Origin of the sequence: Staphylococcus sp. Marseille-Q1834 (assembly GCF_916858875.1) — a bacterium.
GTDB lineage: Bacteria > Bacillota > Bacilli > Staphylococcales > Staphylococcaceae > Staphylococcus > Staphylococcus pragensis.
In genome coordinates this window covers 891,128-916,644 of sequence record NZ_CAKASN010000001.1, presented here as the reverse complement: position 1 = coordinate 916,644, position 25,517 = coordinate 891,128, and the positions used below count along the sequence as shown (strand labels likewise).

The 25,517-nt window shown below is 29.4% G+C and carries 26 protein-coding genes; 10 read left to right on the top strand and 16 right to left on the bottom strand.

The features are described from left to right. Positions 1-41: 41 nt before the first annotated feature. The 3 genes from LIX58_RS04605 to LIX58_RS04595 all read right to left on the bottom strand — a co-directional run bounded on the left by LIX58_RS04605 (position 42) and on the right by LIX58_RS04595 (position 3,451). Positions 42-698 carry a type 1 glutamine amidotransferase gene (locus LIX58_RS04605; protein WP_154836945.1) on the bottom strand — a complete coding sequence of 219 codons (657 nt, stop codon included), beginning with the start codon at positions 696-698 and terminating at the stop codon, positions 42-44. Between the two features lie 87 nt (positions 699-785). Continuing rightward, on the bottom strand, positions 786-1,826 hold the full coding sequence (gene mcrC, locus LIX58_RS04600; protein WP_154836944.1) for a 5-methylcytosine-specific restriction endonuclease system specificity protein McrC: 1,041 nt from the start codon (positions 1,824-1,826) through the stop codon (positions 786-788). Continuing rightward, entirely contained in the window at positions 1,823-3,451 is a 1,629-nt protein-coding gene (locus tag LIX58_RS04595; RefSeq protein ID WP_226386130.1) for an AAA family ATPase, read from the bottom strand. The genes mcrC and LIX58_RS04595 overlap by 4 nt, the downstream gene beginning before the upstream one ends. A gap of 434 nt (positions 3,452-3,885) precedes the next feature. On the opposite strand from LIX58_RS04595, the gene LIX58_RS04590 reads away from it, so the two are divergent. The 3 genes from LIX58_RS04590 (at position 3,886) to LIX58_RS04580 (ending at position 6,265) form a co-directional block, all read left to right on the top strand. Continuing rightward, positions 3,886-4,515 carry an LPXTG cell wall anchor domain-containing protein gene (locus LIX58_RS04590; protein WP_226386129.1) on the top strand — a complete coding sequence of 210 codons (630 nt, stop codon included), beginning with the start codon at positions 3,886-3,888 and terminating at the stop codon, positions 4,513-4,515. A 141-nt stretch (positions 4,516-4,656) separates the two neighbouring features. After that, positions 4,657-5,055, top strand: a complete 399-nt coding sequence (locus tag LIX58_RS04585; protein ID WP_154836940.1) for a nuclear transport factor 2 family protein — start codon at positions 4,657-4,659, stop codon at positions 5,053-5,055. Between the two features lie 238 nt (positions 5,056-5,293). Further along, positions 5,294-6,265 carry a tRNA dihydrouridine synthase gene (locus tag LIX58_RS04580; RefSeq protein WP_154836938.1) on the top strand — a complete coding sequence of 324 codons (972 nt, stop codon included), beginning with the start codon at positions 5,294-5,296 and terminating at the stop codon, positions 6,263-6,265. A gap of 137 nt (positions 6,266-6,402) precedes the next feature. On the opposite strand, the gene LIX58_RS04575 is transcribed toward LIX58_RS04580, so the two are convergent. The 6 genes from LIX58_RS04575 to LIX58_RS04550 form a co-directional block, all read right to left on the bottom strand. After that, the gene (locus tag LIX58_RS04575; RefSeq protein ID WP_154836936.1) at positions 6,403-7,470 is read right to left on the bottom strand and encodes an acyltransferase family protein; all 1,068 of its coding nucleotides are present in this window, start codon (positions 7,468-7,470) and stop codon (positions 6,403-6,405) included. A 374-nt stretch (positions 7,471-7,844) separates the two neighbouring features. Next, a complete protein-coding gene (locus LIX58_RS04570) occupies positions 7,845-8,369 on the bottom strand; it encodes a DUF3267 domain-containing protein (RefSeq protein ID WP_154836934.1) in 525 nt (174 codons plus the stop codon). 105 nt (positions 8,370-8,474) lie between these two features. Further along, on the bottom strand, positions 8,475-9,128 hold the full coding sequence (locus LIX58_RS04565; protein ID WP_154836932.1) for a M23 family metallopeptidase: 654 nt from the start codon (positions 9,126-9,128) through the stop codon (positions 8,475-8,477). 519 nt (positions 9,129-9,647) lie between these two features. Next, a complete protein-coding gene (isaB, locus tag LIX58_RS04560; protein WP_154836930.1) occupies positions 9,648-10,187 on the bottom strand; it encodes an immunodominant staphylococcal antigen IsaB family protein in 540 nt (179 codons plus the stop codon). A gap of 225 nt (positions 10,188-10,412) precedes the next feature. Continuing rightward, positions 10,413-11,645 (bottom strand): trypsin-like serine peptidase, encoded by a 1,233-nt coding sequence (locus tag LIX58_RS04555; RefSeq protein WP_413470802.1) that lies wholly within the window; start codon positions 11,643-11,645, stop codon positions 10,413-10,415. Positions 11,646-12,072: 427 nt separating this feature from the next. Beyond that, the gene (locus LIX58_RS04550) at positions 12,073-13,479 is read right to left on the bottom strand and encodes a glycosyltransferase family 2 protein (protein ID WP_226386128.1); all 1,407 of its coding nucleotides are present in this window, start codon (positions 13,477-13,479) and stop codon (positions 12,073-12,075) included. A 399-nt stretch (positions 13,480-13,878) separates the two neighbouring features. Here LIX58_RS04550 and LIX58_RS04545 point away from each other — a divergent pair, with 399 nt between their 5' ends. Further along, the gene (locus LIX58_RS04545) at positions 13,879-14,811 is read left to right on the top strand and encodes a helix-turn-helix transcriptional regulator (protein WP_154836928.1); all 933 of its coding nucleotides are present in this window, start codon (positions 13,879-13,881) and stop codon (positions 14,809-14,811) included. A 149-nt stretch (positions 14,812-14,960) separates the two neighbouring features. Here the strand turns inward: LIX58_RS04545 and LIX58_RS04540 are convergent, their stop codons facing one another. Together LIX58_RS04540 and LIX58_RS04535 are read right to left on the bottom strand one after the other, a co-directional pair. Beyond that, positions 14,961-15,890, bottom strand: coding sequence for a hypothetical protein (locus LIX58_RS04540; protein ID WP_154836926.1), 930 nt, complete (start codon positions 15,888-15,890; stop codon positions 14,961-14,963). 235 nt (positions 15,891-16,125) lie between these two features. Next, positions 16,126-16,698, bottom strand: coding sequence for a hypothetical protein (locus LIX58_RS04535; RefSeq protein WP_226386127.1), 573 nt, complete (start codon positions 16,696-16,698; stop codon positions 16,126-16,128). Between the two features lie 269 nt (positions 16,699-16,967). Here LIX58_RS04535 and LIX58_RS04530 point away from each other — a divergent pair, with 269 nt between their 5' ends. Further along, complete coding sequence (locus LIX58_RS04530) at positions 16,968-17,849, top strand: mechanosensitive ion channel family protein (RefSeq protein ID WP_154836924.1); 882 nt, start codon at positions 16,968-16,970, stop codon at positions 17,847-17,849. 307 nt (positions 17,850-18,156) lie between these two features. Here LIX58_RS04530 and LIX58_RS04525 read toward each other — a convergent pair whose 3' ends face one another. The 5 genes from LIX58_RS04525 to LIX58_RS04510 form a co-directional block, all read right to left on the bottom strand. Further along, positions 18,157-18,945: a hypothetical protein gene (locus tag LIX58_RS04525; protein WP_226386126.1), complete on the bottom strand. Its 789-nt coding sequence runs from the start codon at positions 18,943-18,945 to the stop codon at positions 18,157-18,159. Positions 18,946-19,208: 263 nt separating this feature from the next. Next, on the bottom strand, positions 19,209-19,337 hold the full coding sequence (locus tag LIX58_RS12555; protein ID WP_017175598.1) for a hypothetical protein: 129 nt from the start codon (positions 19,335-19,337) through the stop codon (positions 19,209-19,211). 13 nt (positions 19,338-19,350) lie between these two features. Further along, positions 19,351-20,235: a permease gene (locus tag LIX58_RS04520; RefSeq protein WP_049335230.1), complete on the bottom strand. Its 885-nt coding sequence runs from the start codon at positions 20,233-20,235 to the stop codon at positions 19,351-19,353. Positions 20,236-20,322: 87 nt separating this feature from the next. Continuing rightward, positions 20,323-20,643 (bottom strand): ArsR/SmtB family transcription factor, encoded by a 321-nt coding sequence (locus LIX58_RS04515; protein WP_002449352.1) that lies wholly within the window; start codon positions 20,641-20,643, stop codon positions 20,323-20,325. Positions 20,644-20,688: 45 nt separating this feature from the next. After that, entirely contained in the window at positions 20,689-20,883 is a 195-nt protein-coding gene (locus tag LIX58_RS04510) for a hypothetical protein (protein WP_002441924.1), read from the bottom strand. Between the two features lie 282 nt (positions 20,884-21,165). On the opposite strand from LIX58_RS04510, the gene arsD reads away from it, so the two are divergent. From arsD to arsC, 5 genes are all read left to right on the top strand, one after another. Further along, the gene (gene arsD, locus LIX58_RS04505) at positions 21,166-21,513 is read left to right on the top strand and encodes an arsenite efflux transporter metallochaperone ArsD (protein ID WP_002449502.1); all 348 of its coding nucleotides are present in this window, start codon (positions 21,166-21,168) and stop codon (positions 21,511-21,513) included. Continuing rightward, positions 21,500-23,224, top strand: coding sequence for an arsenical pump-driving ATPase (gene arsA, locus LIX58_RS04500; RefSeq protein ID WP_186805185.1), 1,725 nt, complete (start codon positions 21,500-21,502; stop codon positions 23,222-23,224). Before arsD ends, arsA begins: the two co-directional genes overlap by 14 nt. Before the next feature lie 137 nt (positions 23,225-23,361). Further along, positions 23,362-23,676: an ArsR/SmtB family transcription factor gene (locus LIX58_RS04495; RefSeq protein ID WP_039984126.1), complete on the top strand. Its 315-nt coding sequence runs from the start codon at positions 23,362-23,364 to the stop codon at positions 23,674-23,676. A 2-nt stretch (positions 23,677-23,678) separates the two neighbouring features. Beyond that, positions 23,679-24,968 (top strand): arsenite efflux transporter membrane subunit ArsB, encoded by a 1,290-nt coding sequence (arsB, locus tag LIX58_RS04490; protein ID WP_154836914.1) that lies wholly within the window; start codon positions 23,679-23,681, stop codon positions 24,966-24,968. A gap of 16 nt (positions 24,969-24,984) precedes the next feature. Next, complete coding sequence (gene arsC, locus LIX58_RS04485) at positions 24,985-25,380, top strand: arsenate reductase (thioredoxin) (RefSeq protein ID WP_226386125.1); 396 nt, start codon at positions 24,985-24,987, stop codon at positions 25,378-25,380. Positions 25,381-25,517: the final 137 nt, after the last annotated feature.

The following is a 25,517-nucleotide window of genomic DNA, read 5'->3' as shown; positions in this document are numbered from 1 at the left end:
CATTTTACCTTTAAACTTATTTAACGACAAATCAATATTTTCTAAATGCTTTGGATATACTCAATCATTTTCATCAAAATATCTTTATTTTGCGACGGAATTTCATAATTTATTATAGATTGCTCTGTATTACCTAATACATTACCCTCTATATAAGCACAATCCGCTTCCACTATATCTTTCAACGTCTCCTTGGTAGTTTCCATATGGAACTGCAAACCTATCACATTATCATTATAAATAAACGCTTGGTTCTCACAATGCTTCGAATCATACAGTCTCATAGCCCCTTTTGGTAAATTAAACGTTTCTCCATGCCAATGTAGCACATCTAACTTTTCCGGTAAGAAATCATACTGATTTGTCGCTTTCTGAATTTCACCAAATCCTACTTCTTTCCCCTCTTTATTTTGGAAAATGGTAGAACCCAACACCTTCGCAATTAACTGTGCACCCAAACATATACCAAGCATCGGCTTATTATTCTCAATCATAGTTCGAATTAACTTCTTTTCTTGTAATAACCACTCAATATCATCATTTACGCTCATAGGTCCCCCTAGAATGATAAGTAAATCTATATCTGCGGTATCAGGCAACCTATAATCAGTCTCATATAACTTAATTACCTTCGCGTCTAACGCCTCTAATATACCCGGTTTCTCAAATGGGACATGTTGTAAAATATAAATGCTCATTCTATCCCTCCGTATCATTTTATTTTCATTATACTTAATATTATGAACTAGAAAAAGCACCCGACAAGACCATACATGTCAGATGCTTTATGTTAAATTGAAAGTTTTCTCTACAATTTGATTCAACTGTTTTGTTATTACTTTGAAATCCTGGTTTAAATCTAGTGTCTTTACGCTTACTTGATTCCCACTCATTTGAAACGTATCATCTGGAATGACGTTCTCATCAGTTTTAGCATAAAGTAACATGCCAGAAACTGTAATATCTTTCTCTTTTAAATTCACAGATTGATTTTTTACATAAGTAAATATTTGATATAAATTAGCAGAATGAAGTTTCTTAGTTTCAAAATAGTTATTTAACGTGTTTTTATAATATTTAGCATCAATTATTAAACATCGCTTATTATACGTTATCATGATATCACTTTTCATAATGGGTAACATTTCAAGACTGGAAGCTTCCTCAATTGACCAAGGGATGTGTGAAGCCGTTACCGTTAACTGTGGAAATTCCTTTTTATAGTATTCAAGTATAAACTTCTCGTATAAACGCGACATTTGTTGCTCATCTTCAAATGTCATTAACTGTTTATTGCCACTCTTTTCAGATTGAAGCACGCCGTCATAAATCAACTTGCATATAGATAACAGCATCTTATATGTCTGATTATTACGCGTAAAACTGAAATTCCATTGAATATTACGATAATCTATCGTATCAACTTTATCAAAATATAATAGCAATCTTTTAAGATTCTTCTTTCTCTCTTTCGAAATTTCCACATTTAGCAACGTAATCATCGTTGTTTTTAATATTTGGTTCATGTACGTATTAATAGAGAATTCTTCATATGTACAATTCATTCTCTTGTTCATCATATCTAGATTCTGTATAGATTGAGTGACATTTATTTTCCCTCTTAATACTTTTAAACTATCGTTGTATTCTACATATTCGTGATGCAAACCATTTTTTAATTGAGTTGAAACACCTTTAATCAGAATGGCTGCATACAAATCAGCAATATTCTCAAATTCTTCAGTCGCTAATTTTTGATAACCCTTTTTATTTAAAATGGTGAACGCATACGACAACATATAATAAATATTTTGAATCTTGATCATAACTCAATCGCATTCCTTAACTTCTCCGCCCACATGTCGACTTTCGACGGGTCATCAAACCAATATTCGTTGAGTAATGGTAAAATTTCAAATTCGATAATATCCGATAACTCAGTAGTAGTAACATTTTCAAAGTTACTAAAATAACTGTGACCGATTACGAAGCTTTCGCCCAACATATCATCTTGGACAATGTCATTGTTCAATGCTTCAATACATTGAATTAATGCATCAAACTCTGCGCTATTTAAGCTTTCTTGATAGTCTTTAAATTTCTCATTTTCAAAGGCAGGTTTCATATCATAAAATGCAAATCTTCGACGCAATGCATAATCAAGAATTGCTAAACTACGGTCAGCCGTGTTCATCATCCCTATAATATAGAGATTCTCAGGCACAGAAAATGATTTGTTCGTATATAACAACTCTACTTCTAAACCTCTCTTGTCGTTCTCGATTAACATGAAAAGTTCGCCAAAGATTTTACTTAGATTACCGCGATTAATTTCATCAATAATAAAGAAATAATCATTATCTAAATCTTGTTCAGCAACTTTACAGAAATCATAAAAAGCCCCTGTAGAAAGCTCAAAACCTTCATTAGTCGGTCTGTAACCCATAATAAAATCTTCATAAGCGTAACTTTGATGAAATTGAATTAATTTAACACGTGACGCATCTTTAATGCCCATCATTGAATACGCTAAACGCTTCGCTACATACGTTTTACCTACACCCGGCGGTCCCTGTAAAATGACATTTTTCTTTCTTTTCACTAGACGTACGAGGCGGTCATAATTGCTTTCAGTCATAAATACGTCGTTCAATAAGTCGTCTTTTGTGTAAGGTGGAGATTTAGGCGGTGGGTCTGGCACTATAGGTTTTTCTTTTGAATAAACCCAAACTTCATGGCTGAAATCAATAAAATTGTCTACTGCTGTTTCGCCACTAGATAAAAACGCTTTTAACATATCTATAATGGCTAAATAGTTCTCACCACTCAACTTACCTTTAGGTTCAAGCTCTTTATTAATAAATTGAGCTGGTATTTGATTCGTTTCAAAGATATAACTTTTTGTAAGAGAATCATAATTCGCAAACGTTTCTGGCGCAATCCAATACAAACCACTCGTTAGCTTGCTATTACCAATTTCTGGTTGAACAATAACCATATTAAACTTTTCAATAAAATTAATTCTCTTATCGTCGTTCTGTTTTTGTGCATATTTCAAAGCACTCTCAAATAACGCCCACAAATTATCGATATCATCGGCATTACGCTTTCCATCAAACGCATAAAATGTCGCACTCATATTATTAACTGTAGGAATACTATAAAAGCTTGTTGGTACCTGAGTTTTGATATCAAAATAGAGCGCCAATTCATTTAAGATCTTAATCTTATTCACATCTCGCATAGATGCTTTATTAAATAACGCAAAAATTGTAAACGGATCAATATCAATCAGCTCATTGTTTTTCTCAAGCGTTGGCAGTTTGATTCCTGCTCTTTCATATATCATCTCTATCATTCTTATTAACTGACCACGACGATGGCGATAATTTAATAATTCAGAAGCTAATGTTTTATAAAAAGGAACCCATGTTTTATCTATATTATTCAAGGTCAAAACCCCTTTAAATTTCAAAAATTACAAATTTAGATGTTAAAAATTTTTATATTTGGCGCTTTATGGTATGAGGTTAATCTCATAAAGTAAGCCAATATGAACAGTGTTTAGTTAATAATATCTAAACATACAAGTATATAGAAGAAAAATGTTTAAGAAATGATTTGATTTCTCTACATTTCTTAGAATTAATTTAAACTCCTATGCAAATAAATTTTAATATATTAAATCTAACTATGAGATGAATATTTACTTCTAAATATTTGATGTATGAATTAATAATTCAAGTTAATCTATATTAAAAATTTTAAAAATAAAATATATTTAATTGTAAATCTTTTGTAAAATTTTAGAAATATTATTGAAATATATTTGTAATAATGAAACGATATAAATGTAACAAAACTATAAAAAGGAGATGGAATTAAATGAACAATAAATTCAAATTAGGTACATTTGCATTAACAACTACATTATTAACAGGTGTTTCGACTCATACTACATATGCAGCGACTAATGATGCAGCAACTGATTCTACGACGACTCAAAGTCAACAAACTACCCAAGGTGAACGTCCTTATGGCGGTATTCCACCTCAAGGCATGACAAATGAACAGTATGCAGAACTTGAACAAAACGTTCCTAATCCAAACAGTGTATCTCAACAACAATATCAATTGGCTTTAAACGATGCTACTCAAGATATTGCTGACAAATATAGCACTACAATTACGGTCCCAGAAGGTTCTTTCAAACCAAATGCTGTTAGAGATAATAACGGACATGCTTTACCTTTAACTAAAGACGGCAATTTCTACCAAACAAATGTGGATGAGAACGGCGTTAACCACGGCGGTAGCGAAATGTTAAACAATCAAACTGAGAATCAAAGCCAACAAACTAATCACGCTCAACAACAAACAACTAAAGAACACAAACAAGCTCTTCCTAATACAGGGGTTAAAGAAACTTCTATTTTAGCTACTACAGCTATTGGCGCACTTATCCTAGCAGTTGGCGTATTCTTCACATTTAAACGCAAAAATTCATCTCATTAATAACATAATAAAGAAGTAAGCTAATATTATTTAAAAAGCATCCAACACTTTTTAATTTGTGCTGGATGTTTTTTCTTAATGTAATAATTTCAAGCTCTACACATGAAATGGAATGAATATGTTTAGTAAAGGAGATTTGTCATGAATAAAGAAAGCTTAAAAGTTACTATTGAACAACTATATGAAGATATATTAATCAACCTAGATACTAAAAAAATTAATAGTTATTTCGCTCCTAATTATATACAAACTACTGATCATCAAACTTCAAATATTAACGAGTTCACCGCTCATTTAGAAAAACTTAAAGAAATAGTAAGTACATTATCAATCGACTCTTTTAAAACAATGCTTATCGATGAAACTCAAAATATAGTTTTTCTTCGTTATGATGTTGTTGTTGAGAAAAAAGATGGTTTTATCGGGAAAATAGAGGTATACGCAGAATTTACTTTTAATGAAAATGGAAAAGTTGTCTCATGTAATGAACTAACACGACCATATCATGAAACATTAGAAGGCATAGGTAGTATTAAATAGCTAAGATACTAATTTATAGTACCTTAGCTTATTTTATATCATAGTAAATTATTAGACATTAGTATCTTATATTTTCTTTTTCATATAAGTACTAAAATTCATATTTTAGACTACTCGTAGACGCCCCTCTTCAACCTTATTTCTCATAAAATTCCTTTTGTATAAGTTCACCATTTGTGGTAATATCATCATGCATAAAAATTAGAGATATTAATAAAGAAGAAGGTTTAAATATATTATGAAAGAAAATTTTTGGAGTGAATTGCCACGTCCATTTTTTATTTTGGCACCTATGGAAGACGTGACAGATATCGTCTTTCGTCACGTGGTTAGTGAAGCAGCTAGACCAGACGTCTTCTTCACTGAGTTTACAAATACAGAAAGCTTTTGCCATCCAGAAGGCATACACAGCGTTAGAGGTCGCTTAACATTTAGTGAAGATGAACAGCCTATGGTCGCTCACATTTGGGGCGACAAGCCAGAGCAATTCCGAGAAATGAGTATCGGTTTAGCAGAAATGGGCTTTAAAGGTATTGATTTAAACATGGGATGTCCCGTAGCCAATGTTGCAAAAAAAGGTAAAGGTTCAGGATTAATTCTACGACCTGAAGTTGCAGCTGAAATCATTCAAGCCACTAAAGCAGGCGGCTTACCAGTAAGTGTTAAAACACGTCTAGGTTATTATGAAATAGATGAGTGGAAAGAATGGTTAAAACACGTTTTCAAACAAGACATCGCAAACCTATCTATTCACCTTCGTACTCGTAAAGAAATGAGTAAAGTAGATGCCCACTGGGAATTAATCGCCGCTATTAAAGAAATGCGCGACGAAATCGCACCAAATACATTATTAACGATTAATGGTGATATCCCAGACAGACAGAAAGGTCTAGAACTTGCCAATAAATATGGCATTGACGGTGTAATGATCGGTAGAGGCATTTTCCACAATCCTTTTGCCTTTGAAAAAGAACCCCGCGAACATACAAGCAAAGAACTACTAGACTTATTCAGATTACATTTAACATTATTTGAAAAGCATTCCACTGAAGAAACACAACAATTCAAAGCTCTACGCAGATTCTTTAAAATCTACGTACGTGGTATTAAAGGCGCAAGCCAACTACGCCATCAATTGATGAGCACTGAAACAGTAGAAGAAGCTCGTGCATTATTAGACGAATTTGAAGCTCAAATGGATGAAGCTTAAAAATATGACAAAACACCTTATTAAGTTTGATTAAATTCAACTTAGTAAGGTGTTTTTATTTACTTACATTATTTCAAAAATGCCCTTTATATACACAGGATATTTAAAACTAATGTATCTATTCTTTTTTCATAGTTCTAGTCCACTAAATTTTGTTTATAACTTTGATAGAATTTTTCATACTTCATTTTCCCAATACCGCCAACAATATACTTGCCGTATTTACTTAAATTCATAACATAAGCTATACATACAGAGAAAGTTACAGTTAATGTAAATGTAAAAATAATATTAAAAAATGGATGCTCATGTAACAATCCTAATCTATGTACAAAGAAATAATGAATTAAATAAATTGAAAATGAATAATTACTAATAAAGATAACAAATCTTGGAACATATTTAATATACGACGATAATAATAAGAATAATAAAATAACCATCGTTATATAAATAGGTGTATCAAAACGTTTAGAATCAACTAATGTTAAAATACCAGATAAGTAGTTAAATATAACAATTATCGTTACTACAATCGTACCAATCACAATATGTAAGGTGTATTTTTGAATTCGGTTCATCATTGTTTCATAATAGTATCCCATATAGAAACCTAATAAGAAGTAACTTAGCCATCCAATGAATAACATCCATCCTTCTCTTTGCCAAAGCCAATTAAACCAAATATTTTCGGGTGCATCTATAAAGTTTCTCATAGCCCAAAATAAAGACGTAATCACTAATGAATATATAATTAACTTTATTGGATTAAGTTTCACGAGATACTTGGCAAATAATACATGTAATAAATAAAACTGAAAAATGATAACAATAAAATATGTTAACGTGCCCCCATGAAACATCATAAAACCAACAGATTCTAAATAATCTTGGAAATTTTTCGGATGGCCATATACATAAGCAAGACCCATATTAATAATGATGTATGGTATTCCTAAAGTGAATAATTTTTGTTTAAAGAAGTTTTCTTTAACTTTAGTTTTATATTGTTTAGCTAATAAAAATTCTGAAATGAAAACAAACATTGGCGTAGCATACAATAACAATAATTGAAAAACTCTTAATAAATAACCTTCATTTGGCATATCAAATTTATAAAAAGTCGTTGTTATTGTATGAATCATCACAACACTTAAACAAGCGATTGCCCTCATCCAAAAAATAATCGATGTATAAACTCTCATCTACATTCTCCCTTTTACATACTAAACCATGAATTTTTATGTTTAAATTTAAAAAATCATAGCTAAATTTCATTATATAATATATTTTTATGTAAATTCAAAATAATTCAAATACTTACTTTTTGATATTGCAACTATTAATTTTTATGTATTTTAGATTACGCATTGAAATTTTTATATGATAATTGGAGTGAATAATGACCTTCCTTTTTTATTTTAAAGATTATAGAAGAAATGGCAGATATCATCTTTTTAAGAGAGAGTATAGATAATTAAATAGATGAAAGTGTAGCAGCTTAAAAATATGAAAAAATTGGACTAATGATTTTGGCATTAGTCCAATTTATTATATATATAATATTAATAAAAGTTTTTTAGCGAATGATAATACCTTTATTAGTCGTCTCAATAGTTGAATGTTTAGGCGCCTTAATCATTTTCCAAACCCAATAAAAGTCACCTATGCAACATCCTGCATGAAATGTAGCAAAGAAGAAAAAGAGACCTCTTGGAAACCATCCTAAAAATAAAGTGACTATGAATATAGCTGTGATAATTATAAAAGGCGCAATACTACTAATTGTAAAAGTTAATGGCGTAAATGTGCCTCCTGGTATCGCACAATAAATCATACCTTTAGTTGCCCCAAAATAAACCTTATTCTCAGGTGAGAATATTTTAAAAAATATGCCATGAATACATTCATATATTGCAAACATAAGTATTAAGAGAATAATTACAAAAAGTGCATTGAATAATATTGAATCAAAGAATCTAGGGGCATCTGCAAATTTCATAATTATATAGAATATAATCCCAAAAATTACAAAACTAATATAAGAGTATATTGCAAGTTTATTCGCTAAATCTTTATCTTCTAATATATTAATTTCTTCCAAAAGTAACGCTCCTTTTTTTGAACTATGTTAATACTATAATTACCCTTCAATTCCTTAGATTTTTAAACTTTTCTTAAGAATAATTTAGTCAGAACATAGTAAATTTTATGTTTTAGTACTAATCCTTCCAGTGACTATGTCATCACTAAGTGGACTCTTTAAATTTTCAAATTTAATTTTCTTTGATAAACAATCCTCACTCAATAAAGGTGTAGTCATCACTTGAAAATGGATATGTGGTTCAGAAGAATGACCTGAATTACCGCACCTACCTAAAAGGTCACCACTTTTAACGCTTTGACCAGGCGTCACTACTATAGAGTTAGGCATAAAATGTGCTATTAAACTATACTCTTGTTCTCCATGACGTATAATCACATAGTTTCCTAATAACTGTTTTTCATTCATTACTCCTGGTTGATTGTCTTTAATATTGCTACGTACATCAACAACTACGCCGGCGTGTGGGGCAACAATATTTTGATTATATGCAAAATAGTCTTCGTTATGTTTGCCTTCATCAGAATAAGTTTTATTTTCTTTCTCAATCAGTAAATCATAAGCATATTTTTGAGATGAAATGTTGCTATGATAATTAGTTAATAAGGTATCGTCGCCCCAAACAACTTTCCATTCTTTATCAATAGGCATGAAATAGTTCAAATCAGTAAAGAATTGCTCTTTTTCTTTATTAATAGGTACGAGTAATAAACCTAATATTTTTTTAGTTACTTTATGAATGGTTATGGCAATTCTCATTTATAATCTTTACTTAAATAAATGCAACGAACTGAATTATTTAGCTCTAGTTGATTGAACAATTCATGGGAATGACCTTTATAATTCAAGATAATCTTTTTTAGCTGGCGTTTTTTTATTTTACTTTTAAATTCTTTATCTAAATTTCGATATAACAGTTTGTATTTTTTATTTTCAATACAATTTATGTAATCACTTACTTTGATAAAATGACCTCCTAAAATCATTCTTTAGAATATCCATTTGAAACTACTCTTATAATAAGAATTGCCTTCCCCATAATAACTGTTACTAAATAAGAGATGCCTCCTTGATTTTTTAAAGGGCGCTACCAATTTTTGAAAGTGATTTAACCTTCATCTATATAAATCTTTATATTACGATCTATTAGAAATAATAAGCTATTATCTCCAATATATTAGAATCGAAAACACTAACACTAAAAAAGCTACGAAGAAATCTATAGTCATAGATTTTTCATAGCTAATTTTTATAGTTGTAGAGATCCGCACTTTAAACTTATACTGCAAAATGACCAATCATAATATTTTGAACTTTACCATTGTTAGTGTAGAAAGCAATACCATAATGTTGTTTGTTAGGATTATATACATACACTTTTACATCTTGAGAACTATTTACTAATTTCAATTTATTTCCATATGCATTCATTAATTGTTTCGTTGTCAATTTACCATTTGCATTAAATGATACAAATCTTGCTACTGTTCCATTAGAGTTTGTAATTGCAAATGTTTGGTCATATTTTTGAACATTTTTAATTTCATTAGGAAGCGCTTTTTTGCCGGTTGTGTAAGGGATTTTCACACCATTGATTTTAAAATTGTCGTATTTTAAAGCATTAATAAACGCTGGATCTAAAACGAAAGAAGGCGTACCTTTTGCTGCATAACCGTTATAATTATAATAAGGTTGTCCAGTTTGATTTTGAGCTGCATATGCTTCATTTACATGAAGGTTATCAACTGAATATCCTACTCCAAATAATGTTCCAAGGGCTACTACAGATGACAATGTAATTTTTGTAAGTTTTTTCATAGTTCTTCTCCTTTTGATATAAATTGAATAGTAGCAAGTCCAAAATTCATATTACCCTTCGATTACAATATTACAGTTATATTACAAAATATGCAATGTTATACTATATAAAGTTTTGTAAACTTTATATGAAAACTGTAAATAAAAAAAGACATCATCAAAAGACTTAGTCTTTTAATGATGCCTCGCATAAATTATTTAAAATCAATCTTAAATTTACTCACTCTACACAATATTATCAAGGATTTCCTTACGTAAATTTCCTCTAATTTCCGCCATCGTGTTTAAATGATATTTCTTATACTCTCCTGAGTCCACTCTAAATGCATGAATACCTAACACTTCGTTCTTATCATTTAACACAGCAGCTCCAGACGAACCTGGTTCAGCCATCATTTGATAATAACCAATAGGATTAACATTACGTGCGATCATAGAGTATTTACCTTTAGAATGGTACATCGTTCCTGCAGGATCGTTTTTATACTGCCCTGATGGCGCACCATAATGATACATATGAATAGGTGTATTTGCTTTCAATGACTTAATTGTCTTCTCAGATGCAATTTTGCGTATCGGCATGTATTTCGAAATATCCTCGTATGTATACACTAAAGCTACATCCCCATTTTGTAACATCTGGACACCAAAAACCTCAAGTGTTTTCGCTACTTTTGAACCCTCTTGTAATAAATTCACTCGCATATTCTGAGGCTGTGACGGTGATAGAGGTCGATGCGCACGTTGATCATTCACGACATGATTAGCAGTTAAGATAGTATGCTTCCCAATCGCAGTGCCTGTTCCGTACGTTAATGTTTTGGCCGTTGGATTCCAGTTATATACTGTCGCAATGTTAACATCCTTTGGTTTGGCATGTTCAATTGTCACACCTTTATTCCCAGATTTTTTCATGATTTTTAAAGCATCATCAAGACCTGACTCTTTCGTCGTTTGACCGAAATCTCGTACATTCTCACCGCCGGGTACATTTGAAGGCCATCGCTTAGGCGGTTGGTTATAATAATTTTTATTAGTTGATGCTGTTGTTTTTGGTAGTGTCTTCGCTGTCGTTTTAACGCTTGGTTGCACTGGCTTACTTTTAGTGATTGTAGCTATTCTAGGCGTTTTCTCATTCTTTGAATTACTTGCAGTCTTTGTCGTTTGAGCAGGTAATTGTGATTTTGATGGTTTTGGTACTACGCTCTTTGATACTTGACTAGAAGTTACTTTCTTATTTTGTGGCAGCGTTGTAGAACGCTGAATAGATTTAGGCGCATTTATTACACTTTTGCCTTGAGGTTCAGCAACCTTATGTAACGTGTGGTGAGTAGCCTCTAAATTGTCTTTAGTTAAAGCCTGTGCTTCATTTAATTGGAAAAAGAAGGCCAACCCCATCATTACGAATAACGTAACAACTATTTCAATATATCTTTCTAATCCTACCCCTTTATTCACTATATTTATCCCCTCTTACTTTGAAAATATAAATAAATTATCTTTTAATAATATTTATTATATACATTTATTACCAAAATCTACAATATTTTATTAATCAAACTTTTTATTTAACAAAAAGGAATTGATGTTTAATTTCATATTTGTAATGTTAACTCATAAAAATACACCCCAAAAGTTAGATTTTCAGTTTAACTTTCGGGATGCACACCAATGAATACTTTGTCTTTATTTCAAACACTAAATTTTATTATAAAACATTTTTACTTTTTTCTATTTATTTGGAGAATACTTTTTTCATTTTCAATTATGCACATCTAATAAAATAAATGAATCAACTAAAAACTTAATCAATTATATTTCTACTTGATAATGCATTTGAAATAATTTTCAAAAAACAAATCATGATTATAAGTTGAAACTTTAATTACTTCTTAATATATCCTAAATTACCCCCAACTGTTTCATAAAAATCAAAACGCATGCCAGATTTGATTACTGAACCATTTAAATCTTTATCTAAAACAGTAAGCGCTAATTTCCCTTTAGGTAGGTTATCAGTTTTAAACTGAACACTATATTCTCCGGATTTGAAACGATTTTTCTTAACATCTATTACAATAAACTGAGTTGGATCTTTTCGATTTTTAACTTCTAGATATTTTAAATCCGAGTTTTTAGAAAGTAATTTTAAGAAAATCTTATCGTTTTCTTGCTCGATTTTTAGTAATGTAGGGTGCATTCTTTTTTTATAATTTGACCCTTTAAATGAATAATAATAGATGTCATTTTTCTCATGAAGTGACTTATCATCTTTATTAAGATAGAATTTAACGAATTTTATAATCTCTTCTTTATTGCCTTTACGTATTAATTTTATTGCTTGATGGTTTAAATCATCATCTACATAATCTAAAGGATTGAAATTTTCTTCTATCATATGAATAATATTTTGAAAAATAGGAAGTAATTCATCAATGTCATTAATAAAGCGCTTTTTATAGAACTTAGCTTCTAAAATATCTTTATTAATAATACGGTATAGCAAATTAGGCATTAGCTTATTATTTTTATACTTATCCATTAAATGTCTGTAAGCTTCGCCTTGCCATTTCATTCTATTAATACTTGTTGAACTTTCTGATTTAACTAAAGAAATATTATCATCGTATCGATTAGCACAATAAACAACCTCTTGTGTCGTACTAATACGTCTAGTATTGAAAAATACTTCTGCAAAAAATTGTAAATCTTCTCCATAAATCATTTCTGGAAATTGAATATGATTCTTTTTAATTACGCTAGCTTTAATCATACGGCCAGCAGGCGCTAGATGATAAAACGCTTTTCTAAAATATTTTAAATCTGTTTTTTTATATGCAATTTTAGATAAAGCAACTCCACTTCTAGCAATACGGTCACTATGCACATATTTAGTTAACCCAGTAGCATAATCTGTCTTATTTGTTTTTAAAAGTGTGTATAGCTTTTCTAAAGCACCTACAGGTAACCAATCATCCCCATCTATAAACATTATGTATTTTCCTTTACTTAAATCAATAGATAAATTACGTGGCTTTGCCGGAGTACCTGAATTGGCATCTAATTGAACAAACTTATAATTAGCAAAGCTATCTATTTTTTTAGTAACAATATCGAATGTTTGATCAGTAGAACAATCATCCACCACAATTACTTCAAAATCTTTCATATCCATTGTTTGTTTTAAAATACTATCTAATGTAGTATCAATAAACTTCTCTTTATTGTATGTGCTAATTAACACACTTACTTTAGGCCTATGATTGATTTCTTTACTCTTTACAATCTTCATTTCTATACTCCTTCAATTAATAATGTAATGTATTTTTAAATAATAATGAAAATACAAACAATAATATAATTATACATAATAAAATATATTTTTATATGTCTTATTTATTGTAATAATATAATTATATATTATATAATGTATTTCTTTATTTAATATTACGGAATACAACATTAATTAATAGCATATTATCAAGCGCATGAAACAATATGTCTATCAGAATGATACTAATTTAATGACATCACTATATAAAAGGGACTTTTTGAAAAATGATTGTGCTTTTCTACATTTAAGGTAAATTTAATCAACCTAGATTAATTTCTTACTTATATAATTAAATATATTAAACGGTCAAATAATGGCCGTTTAAAAATGTAGTGTGGAGTTTGAGGTGAAGTAAATTTGGAAAAAGAGAAACGTCTTTTATATATTTTTTTACTATTAATAAATGGTGAGAATGTAAATCGATCTAAATTACTTCAAGATACAAAAGTAAGTATTAGAACATTAAGAAGAGACATAGAGGCAATTAATAATTTTTTTAAGGATTTAGATTCTCCTTGGCGTAGTATTAACTCAAAAATTAAATTGAAGCTTAAAAACAATAATGCATTTTATTATTTAGAAAACAACTCATTCACTAGTGATAGTTACGCAATATTAGGGATGTTATTAAGTATTAAAAGTCTAACCCCTAAGTTACATAGAAGTGTTTATGAATTATTCGAACAACTTATATCAAACAGTAAAGCTGAAAATATAACAATTTTAAAAAGTGTGTTAAATCACTTTTCAATACGTGAAAAGGTATATGATAGTAATTTTCCTGGGCAAGAATTAATGATTTTACAAAAAGCAATAACAACTGGGAAAATGGTCGATTTTAAAGTTAAAGAAACAGGAAAATATGAGTTTGTAACCCCTCATTCTTTAGTGTATATGAACTATGACTATTGGTTAACCTATGAAAAAAGAGATAATTTCTATAATATCAGAGTTCGTGACACATTTGATGTTCACATAGCAGAACAGTTTTCAAAGAAAAAATCTGAATCAAAAGAATTAGTTAAATTTAAAATACATAAAAGAATAGCCAATGAATTAAAGCAAATATTTAACGTTCAAAGTAGTCGTCCATTAAATCAAGAAGAAGCAAAGTCTGTTGAAAAAGAAAACGATTGGCTCATTTTTGAAATTGCTTGTACTAAATTAGATGCTTATTATATCGCTTATCAACATGCACCATTTGCTCAAATACTCGCACCTCAAACATATGTAAATAGTTTTACGGATAGAATGAAAGAGATAGTTAGTCAATACGATAAAGCTATTTAGCAAAGATAGCTACTATATGAAAATTAAATAAGCAAACTCATGTATAATTTATTCAAACGGGGCTTAATACCACTTGAAATAAAGAAATGTGAGTAAAACTCTACGCATTACTCACATTTCTTTATTCAATTTATATTATAAAAATTTTACTAATCTTTACTCTCTTTAACATACTTCGCAGTTGGTTTATCATTGCTTACAGTTTCTACTTTATCTCCAACTTTAGTGACTAACTTAACCTTTGAACTTTCAGTGCTGTTCATATAAGCAAAGTTAGTGTCATATATTTTCTTAACTCCACCTCCACTATATGATTCATAACTATCATGAATAGGAGTATAATTTCCGCTTAATAAATCTAATACATCTTGTTTGCTACGTGCACCGGCACTTTGGAAAAAGTTAAAATGGCTATAACCAAATGTACCAATATTAAATTGTTCTTTAGTCGTTTCATTCCCTGAACTATCTGAAGTTACCTTAATATTTAATTTATATGGTTCTGTAGTCTTTTTAAATATATTGTCTGCTTCTTTTTGTGCCTCTTTCACATATTTCATACTCTTATCATAATCATTTTGAGAAAATTCAATAGTATCTCCATCTACAGTATGTTTTCCAATTCTGTCTTTTTTCGTTACAAACTTATACTCTTCAGTAATAGCATGGTCATCAGAAATATTTTCACCTTTGATATATTTAGATAAAGCTAGAGAGTATATTGCTTGATTATTAATTGTTCTTTTATGACCTTTTTTAGCCGCTTCTTCTATCTCTTTATCCGTCATCTTACTAATCTTACCTAACGTAATGTCATTCATTGTTTCATCGTCAAATAAAGGTGTATTATTTAAATTGTAAGTAGTAATTTCTCCATTATGAGACTTTATAATTGTTTGGACTAAATTATCTTTACCAATAGAATCATCTTCCCCACTAACTACAAAAAACCATTTTGTATCACTATTCATCATTTCTCCAAATGATACTTCTTTCTTATTACTCATATGTTCTGCTTTATTTCCACAAGCAGTTAATATAAATATCATAGTTAAAATAATTGTTACTATTTTTTTCATGTAGTTCCCTCAGATCACTTTAAATTTACTATATTAATATATGAATTTAGAGTGACATGATATGACCGTTTTAAAACTATTTTTTAAAACAAAATATAAAATCACATAATTATTTATAATAATTAATTCAAAAAGCCCCTTCACTATTTCTTTAATGAAGGGTAAACTAAATTACTTGTTTATCATTTATTTGAATTGAATATAAAGATACATATTTCTTTAAAAATACTGTATTTTACATTAATGGTGGACCTATAGGGGGACGAGTTATATCTGCATGGTTATAGTAAATATTATTATTAGAAAATGTGTGGAGAATAGCAATTGTAAATAATTTATGTTTTTCCACAAAAGATCCTTTAAGTTTAAGATAAATATAATCTCCTCTTTGATTCCAACTAGCCACTTCGTTATTGTCTTTTGTATCTATCATTTTGCAATGTTCTTTTTTATCTACACTCACTGTAAAAAGGTGATTTTCATACTCGAACAATCCTATTTTTTCTCGATTAAACTTTTCTTTTTTATTTAGATATACTTCATTGTATTCCTTGTAATTTGCATCGAAATAAGACAATATATATTTTCTTTTTTGTGATAATACTAATTTTCTAGACTTTACTATGATTTTGTCTTCATCATCTTTAAAAAGGTATCTCTCAAAAAAGTATCCAAAAGTTATATTGCCTATAATTTTTTCAAATATATTATTATAGTACTTTTGAACAACTCCTACTTTTTTCCCTTTAGAATCAAATATGGTAGAAGATTTAGTCGAGTTAATATATCTTTTTTTATATTTATACATTATATTCCACCTTTAATATAAAATGGTTTAACTGATTTCTTTAGAATTTATAAGCATTTATATAATAACTACATTTTAAACATTAAATTTTATTCATCGCTAATAATTAAGTTATAAATATCGCATTTATAAAACATTATCCTTTTGAAATTTAAATTTTCTTACATTGCAAACAATTTACTTTTTAGTTATATTTAGTAATGACTTACTACCCATTATTTATAGAGATTTATATATAGAAAAAATTTATCGGAGGTAATAAAGTTACTATGAATCAACTAAAGAATACATTGTATAGGTTGTTTGAACCTATGACAGAAATTGAATTTTATCAAAGTGTGTTAATTAATATTTTAATTATCATTGCTTATATCTTAATGGGTATGATTGTAATTGCTATATTAAGAAAGTTAGTTACTAAATTTTTCACCGTTAATGGAAAGAAAAAGAATCGTCATAAAATTAAAAGAAGCGAAACACTATCAAAATTACTTCAAAATTTAATCAGTTATGTCGTATGGTTTATTGTACTTACGTCAATACTCTCACGCTTTGGCATCAGTGTATCAGCGATTTTAGCCGGAGCTGGAGTTGTTGGTGTCGCTGTTGGTTTTGGGGCACAAACGATTGTTAAAGATATTATTACTGGTTTCTTCATTATATTTGAAGGACAGTTTGATGTAAGTGATTATGTTCAAATTAATTCATCTGGCGTAACTATTGCAGAGGGTACAGTTAAAACGATTGGTTTAAGATCAACAAGTATACAATCAGATACTGGAGAAATCTATACATTGCCTAACGGTACGATTAGTGAAATAGTAAACTATTCAACAACAGACGTTTCTCCAATTGTAATGATACCACTTTCTCCTAATGAGAATTACGAAGTCATAGAAGAAAAATTATTAGAGTTTTTACCAACATTGAAAAACAAATATGACATGTTTGTAGCAGCACCTGAATTGCTTGGTTTAGATAGTGTTGATGGTAATGAAATGATTATTAAACTTTTAGCACATGTTAAGCCAGGAATGCACTTCCCAGGTCAACGCTTACTTCGTAAAGAAGTAATCCAGTACTTTAGTGAAGAAGGCATTCATATTCCTAAACCAACACTCGTAAAACTTGATGATGATTTGAAAAAATAATCTGCAAATAAATTTTATATCGAAATGAGTAAAGCATCCCTCACTTTGTGTGAAGGATGCTTTTAATTTTAATCAAAGTAAATATTAATTTTATAGTTAATAACTGAGAAAGTCTTGTGAATTGGTATTTAAAAGCATCGTGATATAATCATCAACGGTATTTATATCACGATGGTTTGTTTTTTACCATTACTATCATTTTAGTAGTTATGATAATAGGATATATTTGTACTAAAATATTTATTCGTTAATCACTAGAGAAACATAAGTAAATAATTATTCTTCTAAACTAATACTACAACTACATTTAATTTATTGTGTTTGCTTGTTTATAATACATTGTAAATAAACTGCTATTAATATTTCTTTTTTTTAATTTAGTACTGAGAATTTGTATATTGTGTTTTTCACCACGTTTTTTAGTTCTTTTACTTTTTGAAATATCTAAAAAACTGCGCTTTGCAGTAAATAAAGTTTCATTTCCAGATGTGATTTTGGTTTCATTACTAAAAAATGGGTTACTTACATCAAATAAATCAGATTTGTAATTAAGTGTATAAGGAATTTGTTGTTTTCCCCCACTTTTGAAGAATTTTTTCATTTCAAGTGTACCTACTTCTTCATTGTTCAAATAAATCGTATATTGGTGTCTATTAGCTGCAATATTTTTACGAATTACTTTCACGCTATTATTACGAGAATTCATGTGCAAACTATATTTTGTTTGAACACCAAAAGTACTCATTATCTTATGCAACATATTATCAAAAACAGGTTTATAAGTTATAGTCTCATTACCGTATATAACATTGCTTTGATTCTCAATGATATATAAAGGCATTTGCACGAAGAACTCTCCCTCTTTAAATTCTTTATTAATATCGGAGTTTATATTAGTTAGAGAATCCTTTTTTTGTAGATATTTTCTAAAGAGCAAAACACTTATTATAATTATTGTAACAATTCCCCATAATAACCATGTGCTCCATAAAGGTGCTTTAAACAATTGTGTTTTTCCTATGAGTACTAAGAATGTGTTTATTAAATTAAATACTAGAAGTAAAATCCAAATCAATGCCTCACGAAACATAGTCATTACCATTTTCTCCTTTATTCAATTAATGATTTCACAATATATATTACACACCTTATTTCTTAGTTTTATTTGTGGTACGCTTCTGCGTATCGGTTAATGATGCGGTTTTTAATTAACGTCTTTTTGTTATAAGTCTTAAAGAATATTAAATAAACAACATCATTTTTCTTAACTGAAACGAAAGAACGACAAATTCCATACTATTACATTGGAATTTGTCGTTCTTTTATTTATTAGAAGCATATATTTTACAGACTTCTAAATTAATTGTTACAACAACAATTATTATCCTGTTGCTCTTTTTCATTTTTTTCATTTTTTTCTTCAATTTCTACAGAACAACAAGATTGTTCCTGAGGTTTTAATTTTTTTAATACGTCTTTGACTCCCATTATCTCACCTCCTTTAAATAACGATGTTCACCATCAAACCTGTAGAAATAGCTACAACTAAAATGGCGATAACGAATGAGATTACAAATTTTTTCTTGAATAGTTTCGATAATAATACAACTTCTGGAATACTTGCACCAGCACCACCAATGATCAAAGCAACAACTGTCCCAAGCGACATTCCTTTTGAAGCTAATGCTTCAGCTATAGGTAACATGGTTTCAGGTCTAATATACATAGGAATACCTATAATAGAAGCAATAAATACGGATATAATGCCACCTCCACTCGCATATTTAGTAATAAATGTTTCGGGTACAAAGCCATATATAAAAGCACCAATAAATACACCGATAAATAAGTAAGGAATCATTGGATATAAGAATGCCCAAGCATCATTTAATGCTTGTTTAAAACGAGATCCATGTTTATTAGCGAAAAACCCATCGCCTTTAACATTTACACCTTTATAACTTTTAGATAAATTCATTTTTGAAAATACTAGACCCGTTAAGACACTAAAGATTGCTAGTACAATAAAATAAACAACAGCAACTTTCCAACCTAATAAGGCCCATAACATAAATATCATTAAGGGATTCATTAAAGGTGACGCAATTAAAAAACTCATTGCAGGACCAAATGGAACTTTAGAATTTAATAAACCTGCAAGTATAGGAATTGTAGAACAAGAACAAAATGGTGTCATCGCACCAAAAGCCATTCCCAAAATATAATTAATAGCTTGATTAGGTTTACTTAAAAAGTATTTTATTTTTTCTTCTGAAACTATCTGCTGGATGATACTTACAATAAAGCTCACGATGATAAATAGTATGAATAGTTCAAAAAACAACATCACAAATGTTTTTATAAATTCCATAATTGAATCTAACATGAGTATAACGCCTCCAAATTTAATTAATCAATATTTCTTGATGTATTAATCAAAAAAAATTGATTAATACTACATTAAAAAAGATACTTAAAGTATCTTACAACAAGTATCTTCATTTAAAACAACCTGTATTTGCTGCTCATTAATTTTATAATAATTCCATGTGCCATGCTTTTCAGCAATAAGAACATTTGCATCTACTAATTTTTTTAAATGATAAGAAAGTTTAGATTGTTTTATATCTAATAACTCTTCTAAATCACATACACATAATGATTTATTGAAGCTTTGGCTAATTTGATTTAGTATTTTTAATCTGATTTTATCGGCAAGTGCATTAAACATATTTTCATAAAAGTCAAATTGTTGATCTTCACTCATATCAGTCTTTGCTTTAATAACTTCCATAAAAGACCATCCTTTTTATAATATTTCATTGAGTTTATATTATCTTTATTTCAATTCTTGAATTGCTTGTTTATAGTTATTTTTTGTTGATTCGCCATACTGATTAATGTTCCCTTTAAAAAACTCCTTTTCCATATATATTGTAGCTTCTTTTAAATTGATTTCTCTTGATAGCATAACAAGATTTAAATAACTTACAAAATAACCAACAGTTAAAGTACTTGCATGGTTTACTCGCAATCAAGCACGCCTCCTTATTGTCAACGTAGTTTTATATCATTTAATACATCAATTTTTTTTGATGTATTAAATGTAAATCAATATCCATATTATCGCAAGAAAAAAACTATAATTTTTACATAAACTTAGGTATTGCTCACAGAAATACTAAAATAATTTTTTTATAAATTGTATTATTAAGAATTAAATTTAGTAAAATTTTTAAAACTCAAATAAAAACATAGACACCCATCTATATAGATGTTAGTCTATAATCGTAAATTAATTAATGAGGTGAGTATAATGTTAAATATTGAAATATACGAAGAAGCTATGTGCTGTTCTACTGGGGTATGTGGTCCAGAACCGGATGAAACACTAATAAAAGCGAACCAAATCAATGAATATTTAAAACAAAATCAAATAGAAGTTCAACGTTATAATATGAATAATAATCCGAATGAATTCATTAAAAATCAAGAAGTTATTCGTTTAATTCAAGAAAAAGGTGATGAAGTTTTACCCATCACTTTTATAGAAGGCGGTATAGCTAAAACGGGCGCTTATATTACCCAAGAAGAAGCTGATGAAATCATTACAGTTAATCAAATGAGAAATGGAGGATGCTGTGGTGGAGATGGATGCTGTTAAATACTTAAATAAATTGAATTTAGATAACATTGAGTTAACAAAATATTTGTTTTTTACTGGTAAAGGTGGCGTAGGCAAAACAACGATATCAAGTTTTATTGCTTTAAACTTAGCAGAGAATGGAAAGAAAGTAGCTTTAGTAAGTACTGATCCAGCTAGTAATTTACAAGATGTATTTCAAATGGAATTATCTAATAAATTAACTAAATATCAACCTATACCTAATCTCTCTATAGCCAATTTTGACCCGATTGTTGCTGCAGACGATTATAAAGCACAATCTATAGAACCTTATGAGGGTATTCTACCAGAAGATGTGCTTTCTGAAATGAAAGAACAGTTAAGTGGTTCATGTACAGTTGAAGTAGCAGCATTTAATGAATTTACAAATTTTTTATCCGATAAAACTTTAGAACAAGAATTTGATTTCATTATATTTGATACAGCTCCCACAGGTCACACCTTGAGAATGCTTGAATTACCTTCTGCATGGACAGATTATTTAAATACAACGAGTAATGACGCTTCTTGCTTAGGTCAATTATCAGGTTTAAATGAAAATAGAGTTAAATATAATTCAACACTTGAAAAACTACGTAACCAAGATGATACGACCATGATGTTAGTTGCGAGACCTACTCACTCTTCTATATATGAAATTCAAAGAGCGCAACAAGAATTACAACAACTGTCAATTTCTAAATTCAAAGTAATCATTAACAACTATATAGAAGAAAGTCACGGTTTAATTTCGAGTCAGATGAAATCAGAACAAGATAAAAACATTAATCATTTTACTGAATGGTTAAATAACAATCATGCTTATTACGTTCCATATAAAAATCAGAAAGAAGAAGGTATAGAAAGTTTAACTAATCTATTAAATGATGATAACTTAATTGAAAATGATGACTTTATTGTTGAAGATCATCCGCAATTCAATAAATTAATCGATGAAATTGAAAATAGTAAAGTTCAATATTTATTTACAATGGGAAAAGGTGGCGTTGGTAAAACGACAGTAGCAACGCAATTAGCTACAACGTTATCTAATAAAGGATATCGTGTTCTTTTAGCAACTACTGACCCTACTAAAGAAATTAATGTTGAAACTACAAGTAATTTAAATACTGCTTATATTGATGAAGAACAAGCATTAGAAAAGTATAAAAAAGAAGTACTAGCCACAGTGAATGATGATACACCACAAGACGATATTGATTATATTATGGAAGATTTAAAATCACCTTGTACAGAAGAAATAGCATTTTTCAAAGCCTTTAGTGACATTATGGAGAATCAAGACGACATGGATTACGTCATTGTAGATACAGCTCCTACAGGCCATACCTTGCTGTTACTTGATTCTAGTGAAAATCATCATAGAGAATTAAAGAAAAAATCAACTCAAACTACCAGTAATGTTGAAACATTATTACCTAAAATTCAAAATAAAAATTTAACACAGATGATAATCGTAACACTAGCAGAAAAAACACCTTATTTAGAATCTAAACGTTTAGTAGAAGATTTAAATAGAGCTAATATAGGCCATAATTGGTGGGTGGTTAATCAATCGTTAGTTACGCTAAATCAACGTGATGACCTTTTTAGTAACAAAAAAGAAGATGAATCATTTTGGATAAACAAAATTAAAAATGAAAGTTTTGATAATTACTTTGTTATACCTTATCGAATATCAGAATATTAATGTTATTGATTATAATGAGACCTAGAGTCTACTTTAAACCAGTTAATAATTTAGGAGTTAAGCAAGTATATAATTTATCAAGTGACAATAAAAATTATTAACGAAATAAAAGATTTCAAGTAGAAAGGGAGAAAAAATTGAATTATAGTGAAATATCGCAATACTTGAAAGTGATGGCTGATAGTAGCCGTCTTGAAATATTAGATTTGTTATCTTGTGGTGAATTATGCGCTTGTGATTTATTAGAGCATTTTTCTTTTTCTCAACCCACATTAAGTCATCATATGAAAGTATTAAAAGACAATAATTTAATTACATCCAGAAAAGATGGTAATAAAATTTTATACAAATTGAATCATGACGTATTGGATAACGTTACATCACGACTCACTCTATTGAGTTCCTGTACTGTCCCATGTATATGTGAAACAGTAGAGAAAGGTGAGTGTTAACAATGACGATATTAGCAATCACTATTTTTATATTAACGTTGATTTTTATCATATGGCAACCTAAAGGTTTGGATATTGGAGTTACAGCTTTAATCGGTGCTGTTATTGCTATCATTACAGGTGTCGTTAGCTTTTCAGACGTATTAGAAGTTACAGGGATTGTTTGGAATGCGACATTAACCTTTGTCGCTGTTATACTCATTTCATTAATTTTAGATGAAATTGGATTTTTCGAATGGGCAGCTATACATATGGTCAGAGCTTCAAATGGTCATGGGTTTAAGATGTTTGTCTACATTATGTTGTTAGGCGCTATTGTAGCAGCTTTCTTTGCGAACGATGGAGCTGCATTAATTCTCACTCCAATCGTGCTCGCTATGGTAAGAAATTTAGGGTTTAATCAAAAAGTCATTTTTCCTTTTATCATTGCAAGTGGATTCATTGCAGATACTACGTCTCTTCCATTAATTGTAAGTAATTTGGTTAATATCGTTTCTGCTGACTACTTCCATATTGGATTTATTGAATATGGAAGTCGCATGATGATTCCCAATCTATTCTCTTTAATTGCAAGTATTGTTGTATTATGGCTATATTTCAGAAAAGTTATTCCTAAGCATTTTGAAATTAAAAACCTTAAAACACCTGATCAAGCCATTAAAGATCCAAAATTATTCAAGTTTTCATGGATTGTTTTATCAATCTTACTCATTGGTTATATAGTTAGTGAATTTATTCAAATTCCAGTATCGATAATTGCTTGTTCAATTGCGTTTATATTTACTGTATTGGCCTATCAATCAAGCGTTGTAAATACGAAACAAGTGATCAAAGGTGCACCTTGGAATATTGTGCTCTTTTCTATAGGAATGTATTTAGTTGTATTTGGTCTGAAAAACGTGGGTATTACTGCATTATTAGCTAATATTCTATCAAGCATATCAAACTATGGGTTGTTTAGTAGTGTGATAGGTATGGGCTTCATATCCGCATTCCTTTCAGCCATTATGAATAATATGCCTACCGTATTAATTGATGCCATTGCTATTGGACAATCTGCAACTACCGATTTAATTAAAGAAGGCATGATTTATGCCAATATCATCGGCGCAGATTTAGGACCTAAAATCACACCTATCGGCTCCTTAGCAACACTACTATGGCTACACGTTTTAACACAAAAGGGAGTAAAAATTTCGTGGGGCACATATTTTAAAACGGGTATTGTTATCACGATTCCTGTTCTTTTTATCACATTAGTTGGTTTATACGTTACACTTATTATATTTTAAAAAAGAGGTGTCAATGATGACAAAGAAAATAATTTATTTTATATGTACAGGTAATTCATGCCGTAGCCAAATGGCTGAAGGCTGGGGTAAAAAAATCTTAGGAGATGAATGGCAAGTATATTCTGGCGGTATTGAGGCACACGGTGTAAATCCAAAAGCAATCGAAGCTATGAAAGAAGTTGGAATTGATATATCAAATCATACTTCTAATTTAATTGACAAAAATATACTAAACCAATCCGATTTAGTAGTAATTTTATGTAGTGATGCTGACAATAATTGTCCTATATTGCCGCCGAATGTAAAAAAAGAACATTGGGGATTTGATGATCCAGCAGGCAAACCTTGGTCAGAATTCCAACGTGTTAGAGATGAAATCAAAACCGCCATTGAATCATTTAAAACTATATAAACTTTAAGCGTCTCAATATAATTGGGACGCTTTTTTATTATTAATTATTTTATACTTTTTGATTTATCTCCAGGATTAGTCATTTTTCTTATCTATTTATTTATAGTTTATTGTATATTTAGAGAAAAATAGAAAGG

Coding starts and splice junctions, on each gene's coding strand:
- LIX58_RS04515 (WP_002449352.1), bottom strand. CDS start 20,643: ATGGAAGTTATTAAAGCAAAGACTGATATGAGTGAAGATCAACAATTT.
- arsD (WP_002449502.1), top strand. CDS start 21,166: ATGTTAAATATTGAAATATACGAAGAAGCTATGTGCTGTTCTACTGGG.
- LIX58_RS04590 (WP_226386129.1), top strand. CDS start 3,886: ATGAACAATAAATTCAAATTAGGTACATTTGCATTAACAACTACATTA.
- LIX58_RS12555 (WP_017175598.1), bottom strand. CDS start 19,337: ATGGGAGTCAAAGACGTATTAAAAAAATTAAAACCTCAGGAACAATCT.
- LIX58_RS04535 (WP_226386127.1), bottom strand. CDS start 16,698: ATGTATAAATATAAAAAAAGATATATTAACTCGACTAAATCTTCTACC.
- LIX58_RS04550 (WP_226386128.1), bottom strand. CDS start 13,479: ATGAAGATTGTAAAGAGTAAAGAAATCAATCATAGGCCTAAAGTAAGT.
- LIX58_RS04565 (WP_154836932.1), bottom strand. CDS start 9,128: ATGAGAATTGCCATAACCATTCATAAAGTAACTAAAAAAATATTAGGT.
- mcrC (WP_154836944.1), bottom strand. CDS start 1,826: ATGATCAAGATTCAAAATATTTATTATATGTTGTCGTATGCGTTCACC.
- LIX58_RS04580 (WP_154836938.1), top strand. CDS start 5,294: ATGAAAGAAAATTTTTGGAGTGAATTGCCACGTCCATTTTTTATTTTG.
- LIX58_RS04575 (WP_154836936.1), bottom strand. CDS start 7,470: ATGAGAGTTTATACATCGATTATTTTTTGGATGAGGGCAATCGCTTGT.
- LIX58_RS04605 (WP_154836945.1), bottom strand. CDS start 698: ATGAGCATTTATATTTTACAACATGTCCCATTTGAGAAACCGGGTATA.
- LIX58_RS04525 (WP_226386126.1), bottom strand. CDS start 18,945: ATGACTATGTTTCGTGAGGCATTGATTTGGATTTTACTTCTAGTATTT.
- arsC (WP_226386125.1), top strand. CDS start 24,985: ATGACAAAGAAAATAATTTATTTTATATGTACAGGTAATTCATGCCGT.
- LIX58_RS04530 (WP_154836924.1), top strand. CDS start 16,968: ATGAATCAACTAAAGAATACATTGTATAGGTTGTTTGAACCTATGACA.
- arsA (WP_186805185.1), top strand. CDS start 21,500: ATGGATGCTGTTAAATACTTAAATAAATTGAATTTAGATAACATTGAG.
- LIX58_RS04585 (WP_154836940.1), top strand. CDS start 4,657: ATGAATAAAGAAAGCTTAAAAGTTACTATTGAACAACTATATGAAGAT.
- LIX58_RS04540 (WP_154836926.1), bottom strand. CDS start 15,890: ATGAAAAAAATAGTAACAATTATTTTAACTATGATATTTATATTAACT.
- arsB (WP_154836914.1), top strand. CDS start 23,679: ATGACGATATTAGCAATCACTATTTTTATATTAACGTTGATTTTTATC.
- LIX58_RS04520 (WP_049335230.1), bottom strand. CDS start 20,235: ATGTTAGATTCAATTATGGAATTTATAAAAACATTTGTGATGTTGTTT.
- isaB (WP_154836930.1), bottom strand. CDS start 10,187: ATGAAAAAACTTACAAAAATTACATTGTCATCTGTAGTAGCCCTTGGA.